The organism is Phenylobacterium sp. (assembly GCF_036263695.1).
Taxonomy (GTDB): domain Bacteria; phylum Pseudomonadota; class Alphaproteobacteria; order Caulobacterales; family Caulobacteraceae; genus Phenylobacterium.
Genome location: NZ_DATAGM010000378.1, coordinates 1 through 17,109 on the forward strand (window position 1 = coordinate 1; position 17,109 = coordinate 17,109).

Consider the following 17,109-nt stretch of genomic DNA (forward strand, 5'->3'; position numbering starts at 1 on the left):
TCTAAACTAGCCTCTCCCAGTCCTGGACTGGTCGACTGCGGGCCGCCCACTCGGGCGGCCCGTTTTCATTGCATGAACCCCGCGCAAACGGCGCTGTAACATCCCGTCGCGTTGACACTTAGGGGGGCGCTCCTTAAGTCTCCGACGCGCTATAACAGGCGGGATTCCGGGTTGGCGGAAGGGTGACGGACCCTTTAGGCGCGCACCGCCGGCGCCCCGCCCCCGAACGGACCACCTGATCCATGTTCTTCCAACGGCTCTTCGGCTCGACCAACGACCGCAAGGTCAAGGCGATGATGGCGCGCGTCGCCAAGATCAACGCCCTGGAGCCTCAGTTCGAGCGGATGAGCCCGGAGGAGCTGCGCGCCAAGACGGCCGAGTTCAAGGACCGGGTCGCCCGCGGCGAGAGCCTGGATTCGCTGTTGGAAGAGGCCTTCGCGATGGTTCGCGAGGCGGCCAAGCGCACCCTGGGGCAACGGCACTACGATGTGCAGCTGGTCGGCGGCATGGTCCTGCACCACGGCGGCATCGCCGAGATGCGGACCGGCGAAGGCAAGACGCTGGTCGCGACCGCGCCGGTCTATCTGAACGCCCTGGCCGGCAAGGGCGTCCACGTCATCACCGTCAACGACTACCTGGCCCAGCGCGACGCCGACTGGATGGGCCAGGTCTACCGCTACCTGGGGCTGGAGGTCGGGACCATCGTCCACGGCCTGTCGCAGAACCAACGCCAGGCGGCCTACCGCGCCGACATCACCTACGGCACCAACAACGAGTTCGGTTTCGACTACCTGCGCGACAACCTGGTCTACGACGTCTCCGAGATGGTCCAGCGCGGGCACAACTTCGTCATCGTCGACGAGGTGGACTCGATCCTGATCGACGAGGCGCGCACGCCGCTGATCATCTCCGGCCCCACCGAGGACCGTAGCGAGTTCTACAAGGTCGTCGACACGCTGATCAAAGAGCTGATCCAGGACCGGGCGACCTTCGACCACGACGAGAAGCACCGCCAGGTGCTGCTCACCGAAGAAGGCTCCGAGCGGATCGAGGAGATCCTGGAGCAGGCCGGTCACCTGGCCGAGGACTCCGCCGGCCTCTACGACCCGGCCAACGTTTCCGTCGTGCACCACGTGAACCAGGCCCTGCGGGCGAACGTGCTCTACACGAAGGACAAGGACTACATCGTCCGCAACAACCAGATCATCCTGATCGACGAGTTCACCGGCCGCATGATGCAGGGCCGGCGGCTGTCGGAAGGCCTGCACCAGGCCATCGAGGCCAAGGAAGGCGTCTTCATCCAGCCCGAGAACCAGACCCTGGCCTCGGTGACCATCCAGAACTACTTCCGCCTGTACTCGAAGCTCTCGGGGATGACCGGCACGGCCTCCACCGAGGCGCAGGAATTCGGCGACATCTACAAGATGGAAGTGGTCGAGATCCCGACCAACCGGCCCATCGCGCGGATCGACGACGACGACGAGGTCTACCGCACCGCCGCCGAGAAGAACCAGGCGATCATCAAGCAGATCGAAGAGTGCTACCTGCGCGGCCAGCCGATCCTGGTGGGCACGGTCTCCATCGAGAAATCGGAGCTGCTCTCGGAGCTGCTCGGCCAGCACAAGTTCGAGGTGAACGGGAAGACCCAGACCGGCATCCCGCACAACGTGCTGAACGCCCGCTACCACGAGCAGGAGGCGATGATCGTGGCCGACGCCGGCGTGCCGGGCGCGGTGACCATCGCCACCAACATGGCCGGCCGCGGCACCGACATCCAGCTGGGCGGCAACGTCGACATGCGCGTGCTGCGCTGGCGCGAGGAGCAGCTGGGCCTGGGCGTCGAAGTGACCCCCGAGATGGCCATGGCCTACAAGGCCGAGGTCGAGGCCGACATCGCCGAGTTGAAGGCCCAGGCGCTGGCCGCCGGCGGCCTCTTCGTGCTGGGCACCGAGCGGCACGAGAGCCGGCGGATCGACAACCAGCTGCGCGGCCGGACCGGCCGCCAGGGCGACCCGGGCCACTCCAAGTTCTTCCTGTCCTGCGAGGACGACCTCCTCCGCATCTTCGCCGGCGAGCGGCTGGACGCGATCATGCGCACCTTCGGGGTCCAGGAAGGCGAGGCGATCACCCACAAGTGGCTGAACAGCGCCATCGCCACGGCCCAGAAGCGCGTCGAGCAGCGCAACTACGAAATTCGCAAGAACCTGCTGAAGTACGACGACGTCGTGAACGACCAGCGCAAGGCCGTGTTCGAGCAGCGCCACGAGTTCATGGAGGCGACGGACCTCTCGGAGGTGATCGCCGAGATGCGCACCGACACCATCGACGACTTCGTCACCCGCCACCTGCCGCCCAAGGCCTACGCCGAGCAGTGGGACGTGGAGGGCCTCGACCAGCACGTGCGCGACTATCTGGGCCTGGAGCTGCCGATCGCCGAGTGGGCCGCCGAGGAAGGCATCGCCAACGAGGAGATCCGCGAGCGCATCGTGGCCGCGGCGGACGCTAGGGCCGCCGAGCGCGAGCAGATCCTGAGCCCCGACCGGATGCGGGCGATCGAGAAGAGCTTCCTCCTCGAAAATATCGACATGCAGTGGCGGGAGCACCTGATGCACCTGGACCACCTGCGCAACGTCATCGGCCTGCGCGGCTACGGCCAACGCGACCCGCTGAACGAGTACAAGACTGAGGCCTTCTCGCTGTTCGAGAAGCTGCTGGTCGACCTGCGCCAGAACGTCACCAAGTGGGTGATGACCGCCCAAATCCAGGTCGAGGAGCCGGAGTTCCCCTCGCTGCCCGAAGGGCTGATGGAGGTCCACCTCGACCCGCTGACCGGCGAGAACGTGGCCCAGGCGGGCGCCCTGCCCGAGGGCCTCTCACCGACGCAGCGCGAGGCCCTGCCTGTCTCCGCCCTGCCCCGTGACTGGGAACACACCGGTCGCAACTCCACCTGCCCCTGCGGCTCCGGCAAGAAGTTCAAGCACTGCCACGGAGCGCTGGTCTAGGCGAAGGTCTCGGCGAGGTCGGCGGCGGCCTCGTCCCGCTGCGCCGGCCAGAGGAACAGGAATAGGTGCAGCGTCAGCTGCGCCATTCCAGCCAATGGGGTCATGCCGGTCATCGGCCAAGTCATGCGCAGCCAGGTCAGCTTGGTCAGCGCCAGTATGTCGATCCAGCCAAGCACTAGGAACGCCCCAGCGATGACGACCGGGGCCGGCGCGCCGAGGCTCCGCAACCGGCGGCTCTGCAGGGCTAGCAGCCCGGCCGAGTGCGCGACCAGGCCCAGGAAGAAGCCGGCCAGCACGGCGGGCGAAGGCGGGCGCCCTGGGCCGGGCCCCCAGGTGGCCAGCGCCACGGCGACCAGGATGAACGCCGTCCACCAGCCGACAAATCCGCAGAGAAAACGGAGCCTCCCCGTCTCGCCCCGAAAATCGAAGAGCCGTCGCAACGTCATGCGCGCGAGCTTCTCAAGCCGAGCTTACTAACCGCTGAAGGGGCAAGCAGCTTGCGGCGCGGCGTACCTAGAGATTGCGGATCTCGACGATCCAGCTGAGCCTCGCGCGCTGGCCGGGGGCGAGGGACAGGGTCCAGACCGGCCGGCCGCCGACGAGCTTGTAGCGGCGGCTGGCGGAGCCCACGCTTGTCTGCGCGTCGGTGGGCGGGCCGTTGAGTTCGACCGTCACCGCGACGGGCTTGTCGTTCCAGACCTCGGCCTCGATCCAGAGCCGCTCGCCGACCTCCTCGCCCCCCTTTAGGATGTCCTCGCGCTTGGTCACGCGGGGCATCAGGCCGACGTCCTGGGCCTGGCCGAAGGTGATCTCGAACGGAAGGCCGACAGCGGTGTCGCGCACCTGGTCCTCGCCGGCGAACACCATGCGGCCGCCGACGCGCTCCATGACTGCGGCGTTTCCCTGAGGCAGCGGCACGCCGAGCCCATCGGCCGACAGGTTCTTCATGCGCAGCAGCACGCTCGGGTGGAGCGGCTCGTCGCCGTCAGGTTCGGGATCGAGCTCGAAGCGATAGAGGCGGTCGAACCGCACGCCCGTCTGATCGAGGAAGCGGATCTGCTTCACCTGATTGGCGGCCAACGTGGTCGGCACGGGCAGGGTGTAGAGCTTGTAGTCGCCCAGCTCCGACTGCCGCGCGATGAATGAGCCGGTGACGACGACCTCCTCCACCTCCACTCGCATGGAGGCCATCGGCGCCGGAAGGGGGATCTGCTGAATGCCGACCGGTGCGTCGGGCAGCCAGCAATCCGTCGTGACGCCCTGCGCCTCTACCTCCACTGGGACCGTGTCCTCATCGCGCGAGAGATTGCCCGCGACGACTTGGGTCGGCGCATCGCGAAGGGTCGCGCTCGTCCGGTTCGACAGGGTGATCCAGCCCGAGAGGTCAAGGGTTCGGCCGTCGGGGGCGATCTGCGCCACATAGTCGGCGGCCCACGAGACGCCGGTGGCGAGGTAGGAGAGCCGGACCTTGTAGCGGCCCGCGGCAGGGGCCCTTGCGAGCACCGAGAATGTGGGCTTGTCGGCCAGCTCCGGCGGAAGCTCGTCGAACACCAGCCGCTCGGGCAGTCCGCTGCAGCGCAACGCCTCGATCCGGCCGTCGCCGAAGTCCAGCACCACGCCTCGTACGTCGGAGCGGACCACGGCCCGCTCCTCGGTCTGCAGCCCGCTCGCGGGGTTGGTGCGCACCAGCCGGACCGTGCGGCCGATCGAGCGATCGAGCAGCGAACCGGGGCTGAGGAGGTCATAGTCCTGGTTCCGCTCCAGGACCTCCGCAGGCAAGCCGTCCAACGCGGCGGTCCGGGCCACCATGGTGTCGGCGACGCCGCGGAACTTCAGCCGGCTCTCGCCGGCCGGCAGCTCGATGGTTCGCGTCTCGCTGATCAGCACCAGGCCTTCGCCGGGGCCGCCGTCCCAGAGGTCCTCGGCGGCGGCCCCGCCCTCACGGTACACGGTGACGCTGACCGCCTCCGGCGCCTCGGAGACGACCTCGGCCGCAACCGGCCAGGCCGCCAGGATCGCCAGCGCCGCCAGGCTGCCGCGCATCATCAGGGCTCGACCACCGTGGTGAATGTCAGCGCCGTCTCGCGGCCGGCCGGGACCGGGACGTCCCAATCGACGGTCCTGGTGTCCACTCGGCGGCTCTCAAGGCTCTCGCGGGTGATCTGCATCTTCGCCCGCGACCAGTCGGCGGACTGGCGAAGCCGCACGGTGACCGGCCGGCTGCTGGCGTTGCGCACCAGATATCTCATCTCGTAGCGGACCCGGTGCGGCGAACTGGAAACAAGCTCGGACTTCACCAGAGTGGGCTGCACGGTGATGTCGAAGGCCTCGCCCAGCTTCACCGAGATGTCGGAGCCGCGCGGCGTATGGCCGATGGCGTTCTCGCCCACGAACTTCGGATCGCCCGAGCCGTCGCGGATATAGGCCCGTAGGACCCCTGCTGGCAGCTGGGCGCCCAGGCCGCCAGAGCTGGAGTTGGTGAACTGGAGGGCGCTGTCGACGCTCTGGGCCACGTCCGAGCTCTCGAAGCCCACCACCGTGTACTCATAGGCCTTACGGGCGGCGGCGCCCTTCACGTCCAGGAAGCTGATCTGCTTGGTCTGGTTCTCGGCCACCGTGGAACGGGCCGGCATGGGGTAGATGTAATAGTCGCCTATCGGCCGCTCGCCGCTGGTCTCCCGTCCCCCGGCGCGCACGTTCCGCCGCTGGGCCTGCTGCTGGCGCCAATAATCCCAGTTCATGGGTCCCGAGGTCAGGTTGACGTCGCCGGCCACCAGCTGGATCTCGGCGTCCGGATAGGCGACGCCGGACTGATTGGTCAGCGTCACCCAGCCCTGCAGGTCCAGCCGCCCGGCCGGCTCGTCGAACAGGGCGACGTAGTCGGCCTTCCACGATAGGCCCGTGGTCAGGTAGCTCAGCCGCGCGGCGCGCGTCCCTGTCCCGCCGGACTGAACGGTCACCGACAGCGTCGGCCGGGCCCGAAGGTTCTCGGGGATCGAGTCGAAGATCACCCGGGTCGGCACGCCGTCGTCGCGCAGCACCTCGATGCGATCGCCGATGCGCAGCACCACCCCAGCGTTGACCGACAGCACCGTGGCCGTTTCGCGCACCTCGGCGCCGGTGCCGGGGTTGGTGCGGACGATCTGCACCTGCTGGCCGACCGCCTTCTCCATCAGCTTGGCCGGAGTGAGCAGGTCGAAGTCGAAGTTCTGCTCGACAATGGCGATGTTAGGCGCGCTTAGGGACACGGTCTCGGGACGGATCTGGGCCGAAACGTCCTTGAACTCCAGCCGCTGACGCCCGGCGGGTATCGGCATGGTCCGGACGTCCTCCACGAGCGCCAGGTTGGTGTTGTAGATCGTCAGCGACAGGTCACGGCCGTCGGCGGCCAGCGACGGGCCGGACAGCGCCGTCGCGCCGGCCAAGCCGGCTATCAAGAGTCTACGCAAGGCACACCTCCCAGGTGAGGCGAGCCTAGGGCGCTCCGCCAGAGGTTGTCGAGGCGCCGATCGCTTCAGTCGACCTCCACCACCGCGGTGCCGACCTTGCCGCCCGACTCCACCAGCTCATGGGCGCCGGCGGTGTCTTCCAGCGGGAAGGTGCCGGCGACGGAGAGGATCCGCTTCCCGGTCCCAATCCAGCGGGTGATGTCGTCCTGGGCCCGGCGGCGCTGCTCGTGCGGGGAGACCGGCAGGTAGACGCCGTGGACGCCTAGGTTGAGGCGCATCAGGGCTCCGGCCGGGACCTGCGGGGCGGCCTCGCCGCGGGTGGCGTAGAAGGCGAGGGAGCCGTTCATGCGCAGCGACGCCAGACTGGCGGCGAGGTTGCCGCCGAAGTCCACGTCGACGATGTGGTGCACGCCTTCCCCGCCGGTCAGCTCGCGCACCTTGGCGGCGACGTCGTCGCGGCGGTAGTCGATCACGTGGTCGGCGCCGCCGGCCCGGGCGCGGTCGGCCTTGTCCTCGGAGCTAACGGTGGCGATCACCGTGGCCCCGGCCCAGTGGGCGAGCTGGACGGCGTAGTGGCCGACGGCGCCGGCCCCGCCGGTGACCAGCACGGTGCGGCCCTGCACCGGGCCCGATTTGAACAGCGCCACGTGGGCCGTCATGCAGGGGATCCCCAGCGTCGCCCCTTCCGCGAAGGAGACCTCGTCCGGCAGCTCGCGGATGAGGTCGACGTCGAGCTCGATGTACTCGGCCGCCGAGCCGAAAGCGCGGCCATTGCGCTGGCCGTTGTAGAACCACACCCGCTTGCCGACCCAGCGCTGCGAGACGCCGGGCCCCACGGCCTCGACGACGCCCGCGCCGTCGCTGTTGGGCACGATCCGCGGATACGCCATGGGACCTGCCCGCCGCATGCCGGCGTCCGACGGGTTCACGCCCGAGGCCTTGATGCGGATCAGCGCCTGGCCGACACCGGCCTGAGGCGTCGGCAGCTCGCCCAGCTGCAGCACCTCGCGCGCCGGCCCCGTGCGGTCGTACCAGACGGCTCTCATCGGCCCCTCCCCTTGTTGGTTGGGAGCTTTGATAAGGCGTCGGCGCGGCCCAGCCTAGCGCGGGCGGAGGATGTGGCCTTCGTCGGGACGGACACGGCCCTCGACCACGTCGGCGTAGAGGGCCTGCAGCGCCTCGGCCCCCTGGTGATGGCGCAGCTTGAGCCAGGGGCTGTCGGCGACGAAACCGCGGAGCGCCTCTGTGTAGCGCTGCTGGAAGGTCTCTGGCCCCCAGTCCTTCAGCCGCTTCTGGACCTGATCGGGGGCGAAGAACACCGCGGGCGCGGGACCGACATCGGGCGGCGGCGCCCCGGAGTTGGCGCTCTCCCAATGTGTCAGCCCCACGATGACGCTGCGCGTCAGCGCAGCTCCGAGCGCACGATGGACGGCGGCCGTGACGTCGGCGAGCGAGGCGAAATCGACGTAGACGGCGCGGCCGTCGGCCGTCAGCTGCCCCGCGGCCTCGTAGGGCAGGACATCATCGTAGAGACGGAGGCCATTCAACAGCTCCACCGAGCGGCCGGAGGTCAGGCCCACCACCCTCAGCTCGCGCCGGCGCGCACACCAGGCGAGCGACATCGCGGTCTTGCTGGAGGCGCTGGAGAGGACCAGCGTCGTCAGGGACGGATCCTCCGACAGCTGGTCGTCGATCAGCCAGCCGGTGGTGAACAGCGGGCGCAGCAGCGAGCGATGGTCGTCAAGCTCGTCGCCCGGGGCAGGCGTGTAGGCGTTGTAGGTCGGCGGCAGTTCCGCTCGGTGGGGCGATATGTCGACGACGCCCGCCGGTGTCGCCTTCAGCTGCGCCACATGGTGCGTCGACATGGGCCAGTAGCCGAAGAGGCGCAGGCCCTCCGGCGCGTCCGCCGCCATGGAGCGCACCACCCTCGCGAAGCCCCAGGCGGGGATGCGCCCCCAGCCGTCAGGAGCCGGGAAGAACTTCCAGTAGCGGAAGGCGTCGCCGAGGGCGCCGTAGGTGATGTTGTTGGCGGTGAGCGCAAAGCTCTCCACCTCCAGCAGCGCCTCGCCGTCGGCCAGCTCCCGGCTCGCTGCGTCGGAGGCGACGATCTGCGTGCGCCGCAGGTCGTCCTTGGCGACCAGCATGTCCCAAGCGTCCATCGTCGCCCTCCTGTTGTCCTCCGCGAAGCTTAGCAGAGCCGTTTCAGCCCGGAACCCAGTTGCCGTGGAAGCCGAACGGCACGCGGCGCGGCAGGGCGGCGGTGGCGATCGGGCCGCGGGCCACGTCCTGGGCGTCGAGCACCACGAAGTCGCTGCGGTCCTCCGCGCCGCGGTAGATCACCGTCGTCAGCCAGCCCTCGCCTTCCGGCGCGTCCGCGGTGCGCGGCGTGAACACCGGCTCGGAGGCGAAGTCGCCGGCCGGAAGCTCCCAGACCTGGCGGCGGCCGGCCTGTAGGTCGATGTGGGCGATGGCGTTCATCTTGATGGTGTCTGAGTCCCGGGTATCGGCGGCGTACCAGCCGTGGCGGTAGGGCAGGCCCGCCCGGCGCTCGTCAAACCTCGGGAACTCGCCCATCAGATCCTCCAGCGGTGTCTCGACGACGGCGTCGCTGCCGCCGGCCAGGTCGAAGGTCCAGCGGACGAGCCTGGCCCCGCACGGCCGCCCTGGCGAGCCATCCGGGTTAGGGAACAGCGGCGCCCGTTCGTAGCGCATGACGTCGGCGTGGATCTTCTCGCCCTCCTCCCAGGCGTTCATCGGGTGGAAGACGTAGCAGGGGCCGGCGTTGAACCAGCGGATGGTCGAGACGTCGGCGTCCCGGCGCATCACGCCCACGAACGCACCCTTCTCCGGCTCCCAGGCATAGGCGGGCCGGCCGCTCATCGCCCGCTCGATGCTGCCGGTGAGCGGCAGGATCGGGAAAAGGGCGAACCGCTCGGTCACCAGGAAATCGTGGACCATCGAGGCGTAGGGCGCCTCGAACACGTCGCGCCGGACGACCTCTCCCTTCGCGTCGGTGACGCCATAGGCGACGCGGGCGTTCAGCGGCGTCTCGCCGGCCGAGTAGGCGAACCAGACCATCTCGCCGGTGACCGGGTCGATCTTCGGGTGGGCGGTGACCCGGCCGCCGTAGGCCTGCGCGTAGCCGCGAGGGTCCAGCGTGCCCGGCGCCAGCTCGAACGGCATGTGCCCCTCCTCCAGCGCCAGCAGCCGTCCGGCGTGCCAGACGATGTTGGTGTTGGCCGCGCCGCTGTCCTGGCCCATCGCCGACCGGTCGGTGGTCATCGGGTTGCCCCAGGCGCCGAACAGCGAACGGCCGGCGGCGTTCTCGAGCGTCCACTTGGGTGTGCGGACGTAGCGGTTGCGGTAAACGACCTTGCCGTCCTCGACGCGGAACGCGTGGATCATCCCATCGCCCAGGAACCAATGGTGATTGGGGTCGCGCGGCTCGAACTGCGGATTGGGTCCGTTGCGGTAGAGGGTCCCGCGAAGCCCCTCCGGGATCTCGCCGGTGACGGCGAGCTCGAAGTCGTCCTCCGTCCGCACTGGGGCGAAGTTGCCCCGTAGATAGGGGTTGGTCATCACAGCGCCGTCCATCGCCGTCTCCTTTGGACCAGGAAAGACTTACGTTGTAAATTTATGGCGTAACACCTTTCGGCTGGCAATCTGTGCGTCAGTGAAAGAATCGTGAGGACATGCCGCGCACCCTGTCTGAGTCCGACGTCGCCGGTTTTCGCGAGCGCCTGTGCGAGGCGGCCGAGCGGCTGTTCTCCGAGCGCGGCCCTGACGCGGTGACGATGCGCCAGCTCGCCGGCGAACTCGGCGTCAGCCCGATGACGCCCTACCGCTACTTCAAGGACAAGGACGACATCCTGGCCGCGGTGCGGGCCGGCGCCTTCGACCGGTTCGCGCAGGCGCTGGAGGCGGCCTACGCCGAGCCGGGGGACGCCCGCGCCCGGAGCACGAAGGTGGCCGAGGCCTATCTCGATTTCGCCTTCGCCCACCCGCAGACCTACAAGCTGATGTTCGACCTGCATCAGCCGAACGAGCTCAACTACCCCGACCTGCGGCGCGCGGCCGAACGAGCCCGGCGCACGATGAGCAGCTATGTCGGGGGGCTGATCGACGCCGGCGTGCTGGCCGGCGATCCGGAGGAGATCGGGGCGATGTTCTGGGCTGCGACCCACGGCGTCGTGCTGCTGGCGTTGGCCGGAAAGCTCGACCCCGGGACCGACCCCCGCAAGCTCGCCTCCAACCTAAGCCACGCCCTCTCCCGCGGCCTCCGCCCGCACTGAGCCCGGCTTGACGCGCGCCGCGTCACTCGCCCCAAGTGCGCCCATAAGGGAGGCGCCCATGTCAGAGCCGAAGCCGTTCAGCGTGGATTGGTCCGCCGCCGAGGTGCGCAAGGTGCTGGACCAGGTGCGCACCTATCCCTGGCCGCCGGCGCCCGAGGTGGAGAACGGCTGGGCCTATGGGTGCGACGCCGGCTACCTGCGCGAGTTCTGCCGCTATTGGACCGAGGACTGGGACGCTCAGACCGCCGTCGCCGACCTCAATCGGTTTCCGCAGTTCACGGCACGTGTCGAGGACCACGACCTGCACTTCCTGCATGTGGTCGGCGAGGCGGTGGGCAAGCGGCCGCTGCTCGTCAGCCATGGCTGGCCCGGGTCGCACTATGAGTTCTGGCGGGCGATCGAGCCGCTGGCCTACCCCTCGCGGTTCGGCGGCGAGGCGGCCGACGCCTTCGACCTGGTGGTCCCCTCCCTGCCCGGCTTCGGCTTCTCGTCCAAGCCGACGCGGCCGATCGGCCAGCGGACCACCGCGCGGCTGTTCAACACGCTGATGACGGACGTGCTGGGCTATTCGTCCTACCTGGCGCAGGGCGGCGACTGGGGCGCGATGGTCACCTCCTGGCTGGGCCGGGAGCACGCCGCGTCGGTGAAAGCCATCCACCTCAACATGCTGGGCTTTCGCCCGCACGGGGGTCCGCAGACGCCTGACGAGGTCGCCTGGGCCCAGAGGCAAGGTGCGATGATGGACGTCCTGGGCGCCTACTTCCGCCTGCAGTCGTCCAAGCCCCAATCGATCGCCTGGCTGGGCGCCGGCAACCCCGTGGGCCAGGCGGCTTGGATTCTCGAGCGGTTCTACGACTGGAGCGACATGGCCGGCCGCGACCTCGACCAGGCGTTCGGCCGCGAGCGGCTGCTGACCAACATCATGATCTATGTGATGACCGGCAGCTTCACGACCGGCGCCTGGTACTACCGGGGCCTGCTCGAGGAGGGCCGGCTGGCCTTCGAGGCCGGCGAGCGGGTGGAGACGCCTACGGCCTTCGCCAACTATCCCGGCGAGCCGCTCTACAAGGCGCCGCCGCGCAGCTTCGCCGAGCGGGCCTACAACATCGTCCGCTGGAGCGAGATGCCCAAGGGCGGCCATTTCGCGGCGATGGAGCAGCCGGAGCTCTACGTCGAAGACGTGCGCGCCTGGGCCCGGGAGATCGGATGAGCGGCCGCTACGACTTCGCCTCGGACAACACAGCCCCCGCCGCCCCTGAGGCCATGGCGGCGCTGGCCAGGTTCAACATGGGGTTCGCGCCGGCCTATGGCATGGACGCGGTCAGCGCGCGGGCGGCCGACCTGGTGCGGGCCTTCCTGGACGCCGACGCCGAGGTGCGGTTCGTCGCCTCCGGCACGGCGGCCAACGCCATCGCGCTGTCGGCCATCTGCCGCTCGTTCGACGCCGTCATGGCCCACGAGCACGCCCACATCTGCACCGACGAGACTGGCGCGCCGGGCCTGTTCGGCCACGGCGTGGGACTGATCGCCCTACCCGGCGCCTCGGGCAAGCTGACGCCGCAGGCGCTGGCCAGCCCCCTGTCGCAGCCGCCCTTCGCCCACCGCCAGGCCGCCGCGGCCCTGTCGGTGACCAACGCCACCGAGTACGGCACGGTCTACTCGGCGGACGAGCTGGCGGCGCTGGCCGCGCCGGTCCGCGCCAAGGGCCTGCCAATCCACCTGGACGGCGCGCGGCTGGCAAACGCGGTAGCCGGCGGGTTCGACGCCAGGCGGCTGAAAGACGTCTGCGACGTCGCCGTGTTCGGCGGGACGAAGGCCGGCGCGACGCCCTCCGAAGCCATCGTCATCTTCGATCCCAGGCTGCGGGACCGCTTCGACGCGCGTCTGAAGCAGGCCGGCCAGCTGCCCTCGAAGGCCCGCTTCTACGCCGCCCCCTTCGTCGGGCTCCTGGAGGACGGCGCCATCCTGCGCCACGCCGGCCACGCCAACGCCATGGCGCGCCGGCTTGCCGACGCCATGCCCTTCCCTGTCCGCCACCCGGTGGAGGCCAACGCCGTGTTCGTCGACATGGACGAGCCGACGCTTCAGCGCCTCCACGCCTCCGGCTGGTTCGTCTACCGCTTCCTGGACGGCTCGGTGCGGTTCATGTGCAGCTGGGCGACGACCGCCGAGGCGGTGGACGAGCTCGCTGAGGCTCTGAGGGCGATCGCCTAGCCTATGCCTTTCCCATCCTTGGGAGAGAAAATAGCCCTAGGCCAATCGCCCTATCGCGTAGAAGCGCTCCGCCCGCCGCTTGAGTATCTCCTCAGGGGACAGGTTCTCGAGCTTCAGCAGCTCGGCTTCGATGGCGTCGCCGACGGCGCGGATGGTGGCGGCCGGATCGGAATGCGCGCCGCCGGGGGGCTCGGGGATGATCTTGTCGACGATCTTCAGCTTCAGGAGATCCTGGGCGGTGATCTTCATCGCTTTGGCCGCCTCCTCGGCGGTGCGGGCGCCGCGCCAGAGGATGGCGTTCGCTCCCTCGGGCGAGATCACCATGTAGATGGAGTGCTCGAGGATCAGAACGCTGGAGCCCGAGGCGATGGCGATGGCTCCGCCGGAGGCGCCCTCGCCAGTGATCACGGCCACCAGCGGCGTCTTCAGCGAAAGGCAGCGCTCGGTGGATCTGGCGATCGCCTCCGCCACGCCGCGCTCCTCGGAGCCGACGCCGGGATAGGCCCCGCCCGTATCCACCAGTGAGATGACCGGCAGGTTGAACCGCTCGGCCATGTCCATCAGCCGGATCGCCTTGCGGTAGCCCTCGGGCCGGGCGAGGCCGAAGTTGTGCTTCACGCGGCTGACGGTGTCGCGGCCCTTCTCCTGGCCGATCACCACCACCGGCCGCCCCCGGAACCGGCCAAGGCCGCCCATCAGCGCCTGGTCGTCGGCGAAGGTGCGGTCGCCGCGCAGTTCGACGAAGTCTTCGATGAGCTCGGCTACGTAGTCGGTGAAGTGTGGCCGGTCGGGATGGCGGGCGACCTGGGTTTTCTGCCAGGCGTCCAGCTTCGAGTAGGCCTGCCGGCGCAGCTCGTTGGCCCGGGCGCGCAGCGCCTCGATCTCGGCGTCCAGGGCGCCGGGATTGGCGGATTCGGATACCTTCTGAAGCTCCTCGATCTTGGCTTCGAGATCGGCGATGGGCCGCTCGAACTCGAGGTAGTGGGGGGGCATCCGGGGTTCGCTTCCTGCCGTTCGCGGAAGGGTCGGAAACTAGAAGGGAAGCTGCGCCCTCACAAGTCTCGGGAACCTGCGCCATGGCCGCAGCGTCTAATGCTCATGAAGAGCTGGATCAGAGACAACAGCCTCAGCATCGTTCTGCTGCTTCTGTTCGCGGCGAGCCTTGTTGGCCAGGTGTTCGCAGGATGGGCGCAAGAGAACGAGACCCTCGCCGAGCATGATCAGGCCCTGCTCACCCTGGGCGGTTTCTTGGTCAGCGGCGAATTCCTCTCCGCCCTCTTCGAGAACTGGGAGAGCGAGTTCCTGCAGATGTGGGCCTATGTGATGCTGACGGCCTACCTCTTCCAGCGCGGCTCGCCCGAATCGAAGGACCCCGACAAGCCGTCGCCGCAGGATCGCGACCCCGCGCTCGACGCCGACAAGCCCGAGGCGCCCGGTCCGGTGCGCAAGGGCGGGCTGATCGCCAGGCTCTACGCCCACTCCCTGGGGCTGGCGATGATGACGCTGTTCCTGATCTCCTTCGTTCTGCACTGGGTGAACAGCGCCCGGCGGCACGCCCAGGAAGCGATGGAGCACGGGGATCCGCCGCCGACCGTGATGGATCACGTGACCGAGCCGCAGTTCTGGTTCGAATCTTTCCAGAACTGGCAGAGCGAGTTCCTCTCCACAGCCGTGCTGGTGGTGATCGCCATATGGCTGCGGGAGAAGGGATCGCCGGAGAGCAAGCCTGTGTCCGCGCCGCACTCGCAGACGGGGTCGCACTGAGCCTCTGTCGGCTCGGTCACACAACAATGTGAAGAGATTCAACGCCCGGCCCGGAGGCGGCGCCTCGGGAGGTGCAACTCCCCACCCAAGTGTTCGTTTGTTAGCCCGAGGTCGAGCCGAGCCCATGTCGTTCGGGGGGTCGGACATGCGGGCCGGAACGTCTTACGCGCGGCGCGCCAACACTCGAAATGCGCTGCGCGGCCCGAGGAGAGAACGGAGCCTTTGCAATGAACAAGCCCTTGAAGATCGGCATGGCCGCCGCCGTGGCGCTGAGCACAGCCGCGCCCGCCGCCTACGCCCAATACTACCCGCAGCAATACCGCGAAGACCTGCGGGAATACCGCGAGGAGCAGGCCGACTATCAGTCCCAGCGCGCCAGCTACGAGCAGGCCCGCCGCGAGTATGACCGCCGCCGCGACGACTACGAGCGCGCCCGCGCCGCCTACGACGCCCGCTGGGGCTACGGCGCCTACGCCCGCCGTTACGGTCCGGCGCCGGTGTGGGACGAACGGAACTGGGATGGCGCCTACGCCGTGGCCCCGAGTCCCAGGTACGACGGCTACGCCGTCGCGCCCAGCGCGGGCTACTACGGTCGCAACACCGCTTACGGCGCCCCTGTGAATGTGGACTGCAATCGTCGTGAAGACCGCAACGCCACCGCCGGCGCGGTGCTCGGCGCGATCGCCGGCGCCGTCCTGGGCTCGAACGTCGCGGCCCGCAACGCCCGCACCGAAGGCGCGGTCCTGGGCGCCATCGTCGGCGGCGGCGTCGGCCTCGGCATCGGCAAGTCCACCGCCCGCTGCGACGACCGCGGCTACTACTACAGCTACAACGAGACCGTCCCCTATCGCGAGCCGACCAACTGGCGGCGGGGGAGCCGCTACGACTACAGCTACTACAATCGTATGCGCTGCCGCCTGGCCCCCGCCCCGGTCGACTTCGACCGCGATGGCCGCGAAGAGGAATTCCGCTACGTCCGCGTCTGTCCGGACGAGAGCGGCCGCTACCGGTTCGTCGATGACGCCGGCCGCTTCCGGTACTGGGGTTAACGGCTAACGCCGACAGCCCGTGAGGTGGAAGGCCGCCCGCTCACCGAGCGGGCGGCCTTTCTCTGTCTGCACAAGATGCTCCCCCACAGGGGGCTGTCGCGAAGCGACTGAGGGGTTCAGGGGCGCAGAGTCGCCACGGGTCGCATATCCACCGCGCGGGATGTGCCCCCCCTCCACCGCTCGGCGGTCCCCCTCCCCCGGTGGGGGAGGATCTGGTCACCGTCCCTCCGCTCGCTCCTCCGGCTCCGGCGTCGGCAGCGGCCGGGCGAGGTCGTCGGCGGCGTCGTTGGTGGAGGCGGGCGCGGGCGCGTGAGGCGTCTCGCGGTGCAGGTCGCTGCGGTCGAGGCGCAGGGCTTTGAGGGCATCCTCGCCCTCCTGTCCGAAAAGGCTGCGGAAGCGCACGTCCATCTGAGCGAAGGGCACCTCGATGCCGGCGCACTCGAGGGCCTCGGCGATGGCCCAGGTGTAGGCGGCGTGCATGGCGGCCGGACGCTTGACTGCGTCAAGCTGCGGCCAGACCAGCAGCTCGAATTGCAGGCCGCTGTCGCCGAATCCGACCAGCCAGACCTGGCTCTTGCGGGTCTCGTCTTCCGGCAGGGTGAAGGGCACGCTGCGGGCGGCCTCCAGCACCACTTGGCGCACCGTCTCGCGGTCCGAGCCGTAGGCGACGCTGAACGGGATGTGGATGCGCCGGCCCTGACCGTGCAGCGTCCAGTTGACCACCGGCCCGTCGATGAACTTGGAGTTCGGCACCAGGATGTCGACGTTGTCGTTGGTGCGGATCCGCACCGCCCGCGGCCCAATCTCCTGGACCAGACCGCGCTTGCCGTCCTCCAGCTCGACGTAATCGCCGACGTTCATCACCCGGTCGAAGATCAGCACCAGGCCGGAGACGAACTCCTTCACGATGCCCTGAAGGCCCAGGCCCACGCCGACGCCAATGGCGCCTGCGAACACGGCGAGCGAGGAGAGGTTGAGCCCGATGGTCGACAGGCCGGCCACGAAGGCGACGATCACCAGGCCGTAGGCGATCAGCTTCTCGACGATGTAGAGCGCGGCCTTGCCATGGCGGCTGCGGCCGCGCACCCGCTCGAGCCCGATCGTCGCCAGCCTTGCGGCGACGAACCCGCCGACGATGATCAGCAGGCCGACGACCACGCCGCCCAGGGTCACGGGCGTGCGGCCGATCGCGAACAGAACGAGGCCGTCTAGGTCGTTGAGGTTCTCCGGCACGCTAGCGTTTACGGCCCAGCGGGTGTTTGGTTTCGACCACCTCGCGCAGCCGGTCCCCGGCCACGTGCGTGTAGATCTGGGTGGTCGCGATGTCGGCGTGGCCGAG

14 protein-coding genes and 1 pseudogene are annotated in these 17,109 nt (G+C 69.1%); 6 read left to right on the plus strand and 9 right to left on the minus strand.

Annotated elements, in window-relative coordinates:
* The first annotated feature begins 242 nt into the window (after window positions 1–242).
* On the plus strand, window positions 243–3,002 hold the full coding sequence (gene secA, locus VHK87_RS15365) for a preprotein translocase subunit SecA (RefSeq protein ID WP_329635767.1): 2,760 nt from the start codon (window positions 243–245) through the stop codon (window positions 3,000–3,002).
* Here secA and VHK87_RS15370 read toward each other — a convergent pair.
* The 6 genes from VHK87_RS15370 to VHK87_RS15395 all read right to left on the minus strand — a co-directional run bounded on the left by VHK87_RS15370 (window position 2,999) and on the right by VHK87_RS15395 (window position 10,045).
* Window positions 2,999–3,448, minus strand: coding sequence for a hypothetical protein (locus VHK87_RS15370; protein WP_329635768.1), 450 nt, complete (start codon window positions 3,446–3,448; stop codon window positions 2,999–3,001). The genes secA and VHK87_RS15370 overlap by 4 nt on opposite strands.
* A 67-nt stretch (window positions 3,449–3,515) precedes the next feature.
* Window positions 3,516–5,048, minus strand: a complete 1,533-nt coding sequence (locus VHK87_RS15375; RefSeq protein WP_329635769.1) for a hypothetical protein — start codon at window positions 5,046–5,048, stop codon at window positions 3,516–3,518.
* On the minus strand, window positions 5,048–6,451 hold the full coding sequence (locus VHK87_RS15380) for a DUF4139 domain-containing protein (RefSeq protein ID WP_329635770.1): 1,404 nt from the start codon (window positions 6,449–6,451) through the stop codon (window positions 5,048–5,050). The genes VHK87_RS15375 and VHK87_RS15380 overlap by 1 nt, the downstream gene beginning before the upstream one ends.
* Before the next feature lie 65 nt (window positions 6,452–6,516).
* Window positions 6,517–7,497, minus strand: a complete 981-nt coding sequence (locus VHK87_RS15385) for an NADPH:quinone reductase (protein WP_329635771.1) — start codon at window positions 7,495–7,497, stop codon at window positions 6,517–6,519.
* Between the two features lie 54 nt (window positions 7,498–7,551).
* A complete protein-coding gene (locus VHK87_RS15390; protein ID WP_329635772.1) occupies window positions 7,552–8,610 on the minus strand; it encodes a DUF2855 family protein in 1,059 nt (352 codons plus the stop codon).
* 43 nt (window positions 8,611–8,653) lie between these two features.
* Window positions 8,654–10,045 (minus strand): carotenoid oxygenase family protein, encoded by a 1,392-nt coding sequence (locus tag VHK87_RS15395; protein ID WP_329635773.1) that lies wholly within the window; start codon window positions 10,043–10,045, stop codon window positions 8,654–8,656.
* A 98-nt stretch (window positions 10,046–10,143) separates the two neighbouring features.
* On the opposite strand from VHK87_RS15395, the gene VHK87_RS15400 reads away from it, so the two are divergent.
* The 3 genes from VHK87_RS15400 to VHK87_RS15410 are packed head-to-tail and all read left to right on the plus strand — an operon-like array spanning window position 10,144 to window position 12,957.
* Window positions 10,144–10,743 (plus strand): TetR/AcrR family transcriptional regulator, encoded by a 600-nt coding sequence (locus VHK87_RS15400; protein WP_329635774.1) that lies wholly within the window; start codon window positions 10,144–10,146, stop codon window positions 10,741–10,743.
* Between the two features lie 58 nt (window positions 10,744–10,801).
* The gene (locus VHK87_RS15405; RefSeq protein WP_329635775.1) at window positions 10,802–11,953 is read left to right on the plus strand and encodes an epoxide hydrolase family protein; all 1,152 of its coding nucleotides are present in this window, start codon (window positions 10,802–10,804) and stop codon (window positions 11,951–11,953) included.
* Window positions 11,950–12,957, plus strand: a complete 1,008-nt coding sequence (locus VHK87_RS15410; protein WP_329635776.1) for a threonine aldolase family protein — start codon at window positions 11,950–11,952, stop codon at window positions 12,955–12,957. Before VHK87_RS15405 ends, VHK87_RS15410 begins: the two co-directional genes overlap by 4 nt.
* 36 nt (window positions 12,958–12,993) lie before the next feature.
* On the opposite strand, the gene VHK87_RS15415 is transcribed toward VHK87_RS15410, so the two are convergent.
* Window positions 12,994–13,950: an acetyl-CoA carboxylase carboxyltransferase subunit alpha gene (locus VHK87_RS15415; RefSeq protein ID WP_329635777.1), complete on the minus strand. Its 957-nt coding sequence runs from the start codon at window positions 13,948–13,950 to the stop codon at window positions 12,994–12,996.
* Between the two features lie 105 nt (window positions 13,951–14,055).
* Here VHK87_RS15415 and VHK87_RS15420 point away from each other — a divergent pair, with 105 nt between their 5' ends.
* Together VHK87_RS15420 and VHK87_RS15425 are read left to right on the plus strand one after the other, a co-directional pair.
* On the plus strand, window positions 14,056–14,721 hold the full coding sequence (locus VHK87_RS15420; protein ID WP_329635778.1) for a DUF6766 family protein: 666 nt from the start codon (window positions 14,056–14,058) through the stop codon (window positions 14,719–14,721).
* 227 nt (window positions 14,722–14,948) lie between these two features.
* Window positions 14,949–15,770 carry a glycine zipper 2TM domain-containing protein gene (locus tag VHK87_RS15425; protein WP_329635779.1) on the plus strand — a complete coding sequence of 274 codons (822 nt, stop codon included), beginning with the start codon at window positions 14,949–14,951 and terminating at the stop codon, window positions 15,768–15,770.
* A gap of 216 nt (window positions 15,771–15,986) precedes the next feature.
* Here the strand turns inward: VHK87_RS15425 and VHK87_RS15430 are convergent, their stop codons facing one another.
* Together VHK87_RS15430 and VHK87_RS15435 are read right to left on the minus strand one after the other, a co-directional pair.
* Complete coding sequence (locus tag VHK87_RS15430) at window positions 15,987–17,003, minus strand: mechanosensitive ion channel family protein (RefSeq protein WP_329635780.1); 1,017 nt, start codon at window positions 17,001–17,003, stop codon at window positions 15,987–15,989.
* A gap of 1 nt (window position 17,004) precedes the next feature.
* Window positions 17,005–17,109: pseudogene (locus tag VHK87_RS15435) on the minus strand (recombinase XerD); the annotation flags it as partial.

Bases quoted from the DNA above. Each gene is read 5' to 3' on its own strand.
- secA (WP_329635767.1), top strand. From the start codon at position 243: ATGTTCTTCCAACGGCTCTTCGGCTCGACCAACGACCGCAAGGTCAAG.
- VHK87_RS15370 (WP_329635768.1), bottom strand. From the start codon at position 3,448: ATGACGTTGCGACGGCTCTTCGATTTTCGGGGCGAGACGGGGAGGCTC.
- VHK87_RS15375 (WP_329635769.1), bottom strand. From the start codon at position 5,048: ATGATGCGCGGCAGCCTGGCGGCGCTGGCGATCCTGGCGGCCTGGCCG.
- VHK87_RS15385 (WP_329635771.1), bottom strand. From the start codon at position 7,497: ATGAGAGCCGTCTGGTACGACCGCACGGGGCCGGCGCGCGAGGTGCTG.
- VHK87_RS15390 (WP_329635772.1), bottom strand. From the start codon at position 8,610: ATGGACGCTTGGGACATGCTGGTCGCCAAGGACGACCTGCGGCGCACG.
- VHK87_RS15395 (WP_329635773.1), bottom strand. From the start codon at position 10,045: ATGGACGGCGCTGTGATGACCAACCCCTATCTACGGGGCAACTTCGCC.
- VHK87_RS15400 (WP_329635774.1), top strand. From the start codon at position 10,144: ATGCCGCGCACCCTGTCTGAGTCCGACGTCGCCGGTTTTCGCGAGCGC.
- VHK87_RS15405 (WP_329635775.1), top strand. From the start codon at position 10,802: ATGTCAGAGCCGAAGCCGTTCAGCGTGGATTGGTCCGCCGCCGAGGTG.
- VHK87_RS15410 (WP_329635776.1), top strand. From the start codon at position 11,950: ATGAGCGGCCGCTACGACTTCGCCTCGGACAACACAGCCCCCGCCGCC.
- VHK87_RS15415 (WP_329635777.1), bottom strand. From the start codon at position 13,950: ATGCCCCCCCACTACCTCGAGTTCGAGCGGCCCATCGCCGATCTCGAA.
- VHK87_RS15420 (WP_329635778.1), top strand. From the start codon at position 14,056: ATGAAGAGCTGGATCAGAGACAACAGCCTCAGCATCGTTCTGCTGCTT.
- VHK87_RS15425 (WP_329635779.1), top strand. From the start codon at position 14,949: ATGAACAAGCCCTTGAAGATCGGCATGGCCGCCGCCGTGGCGCTGAGC.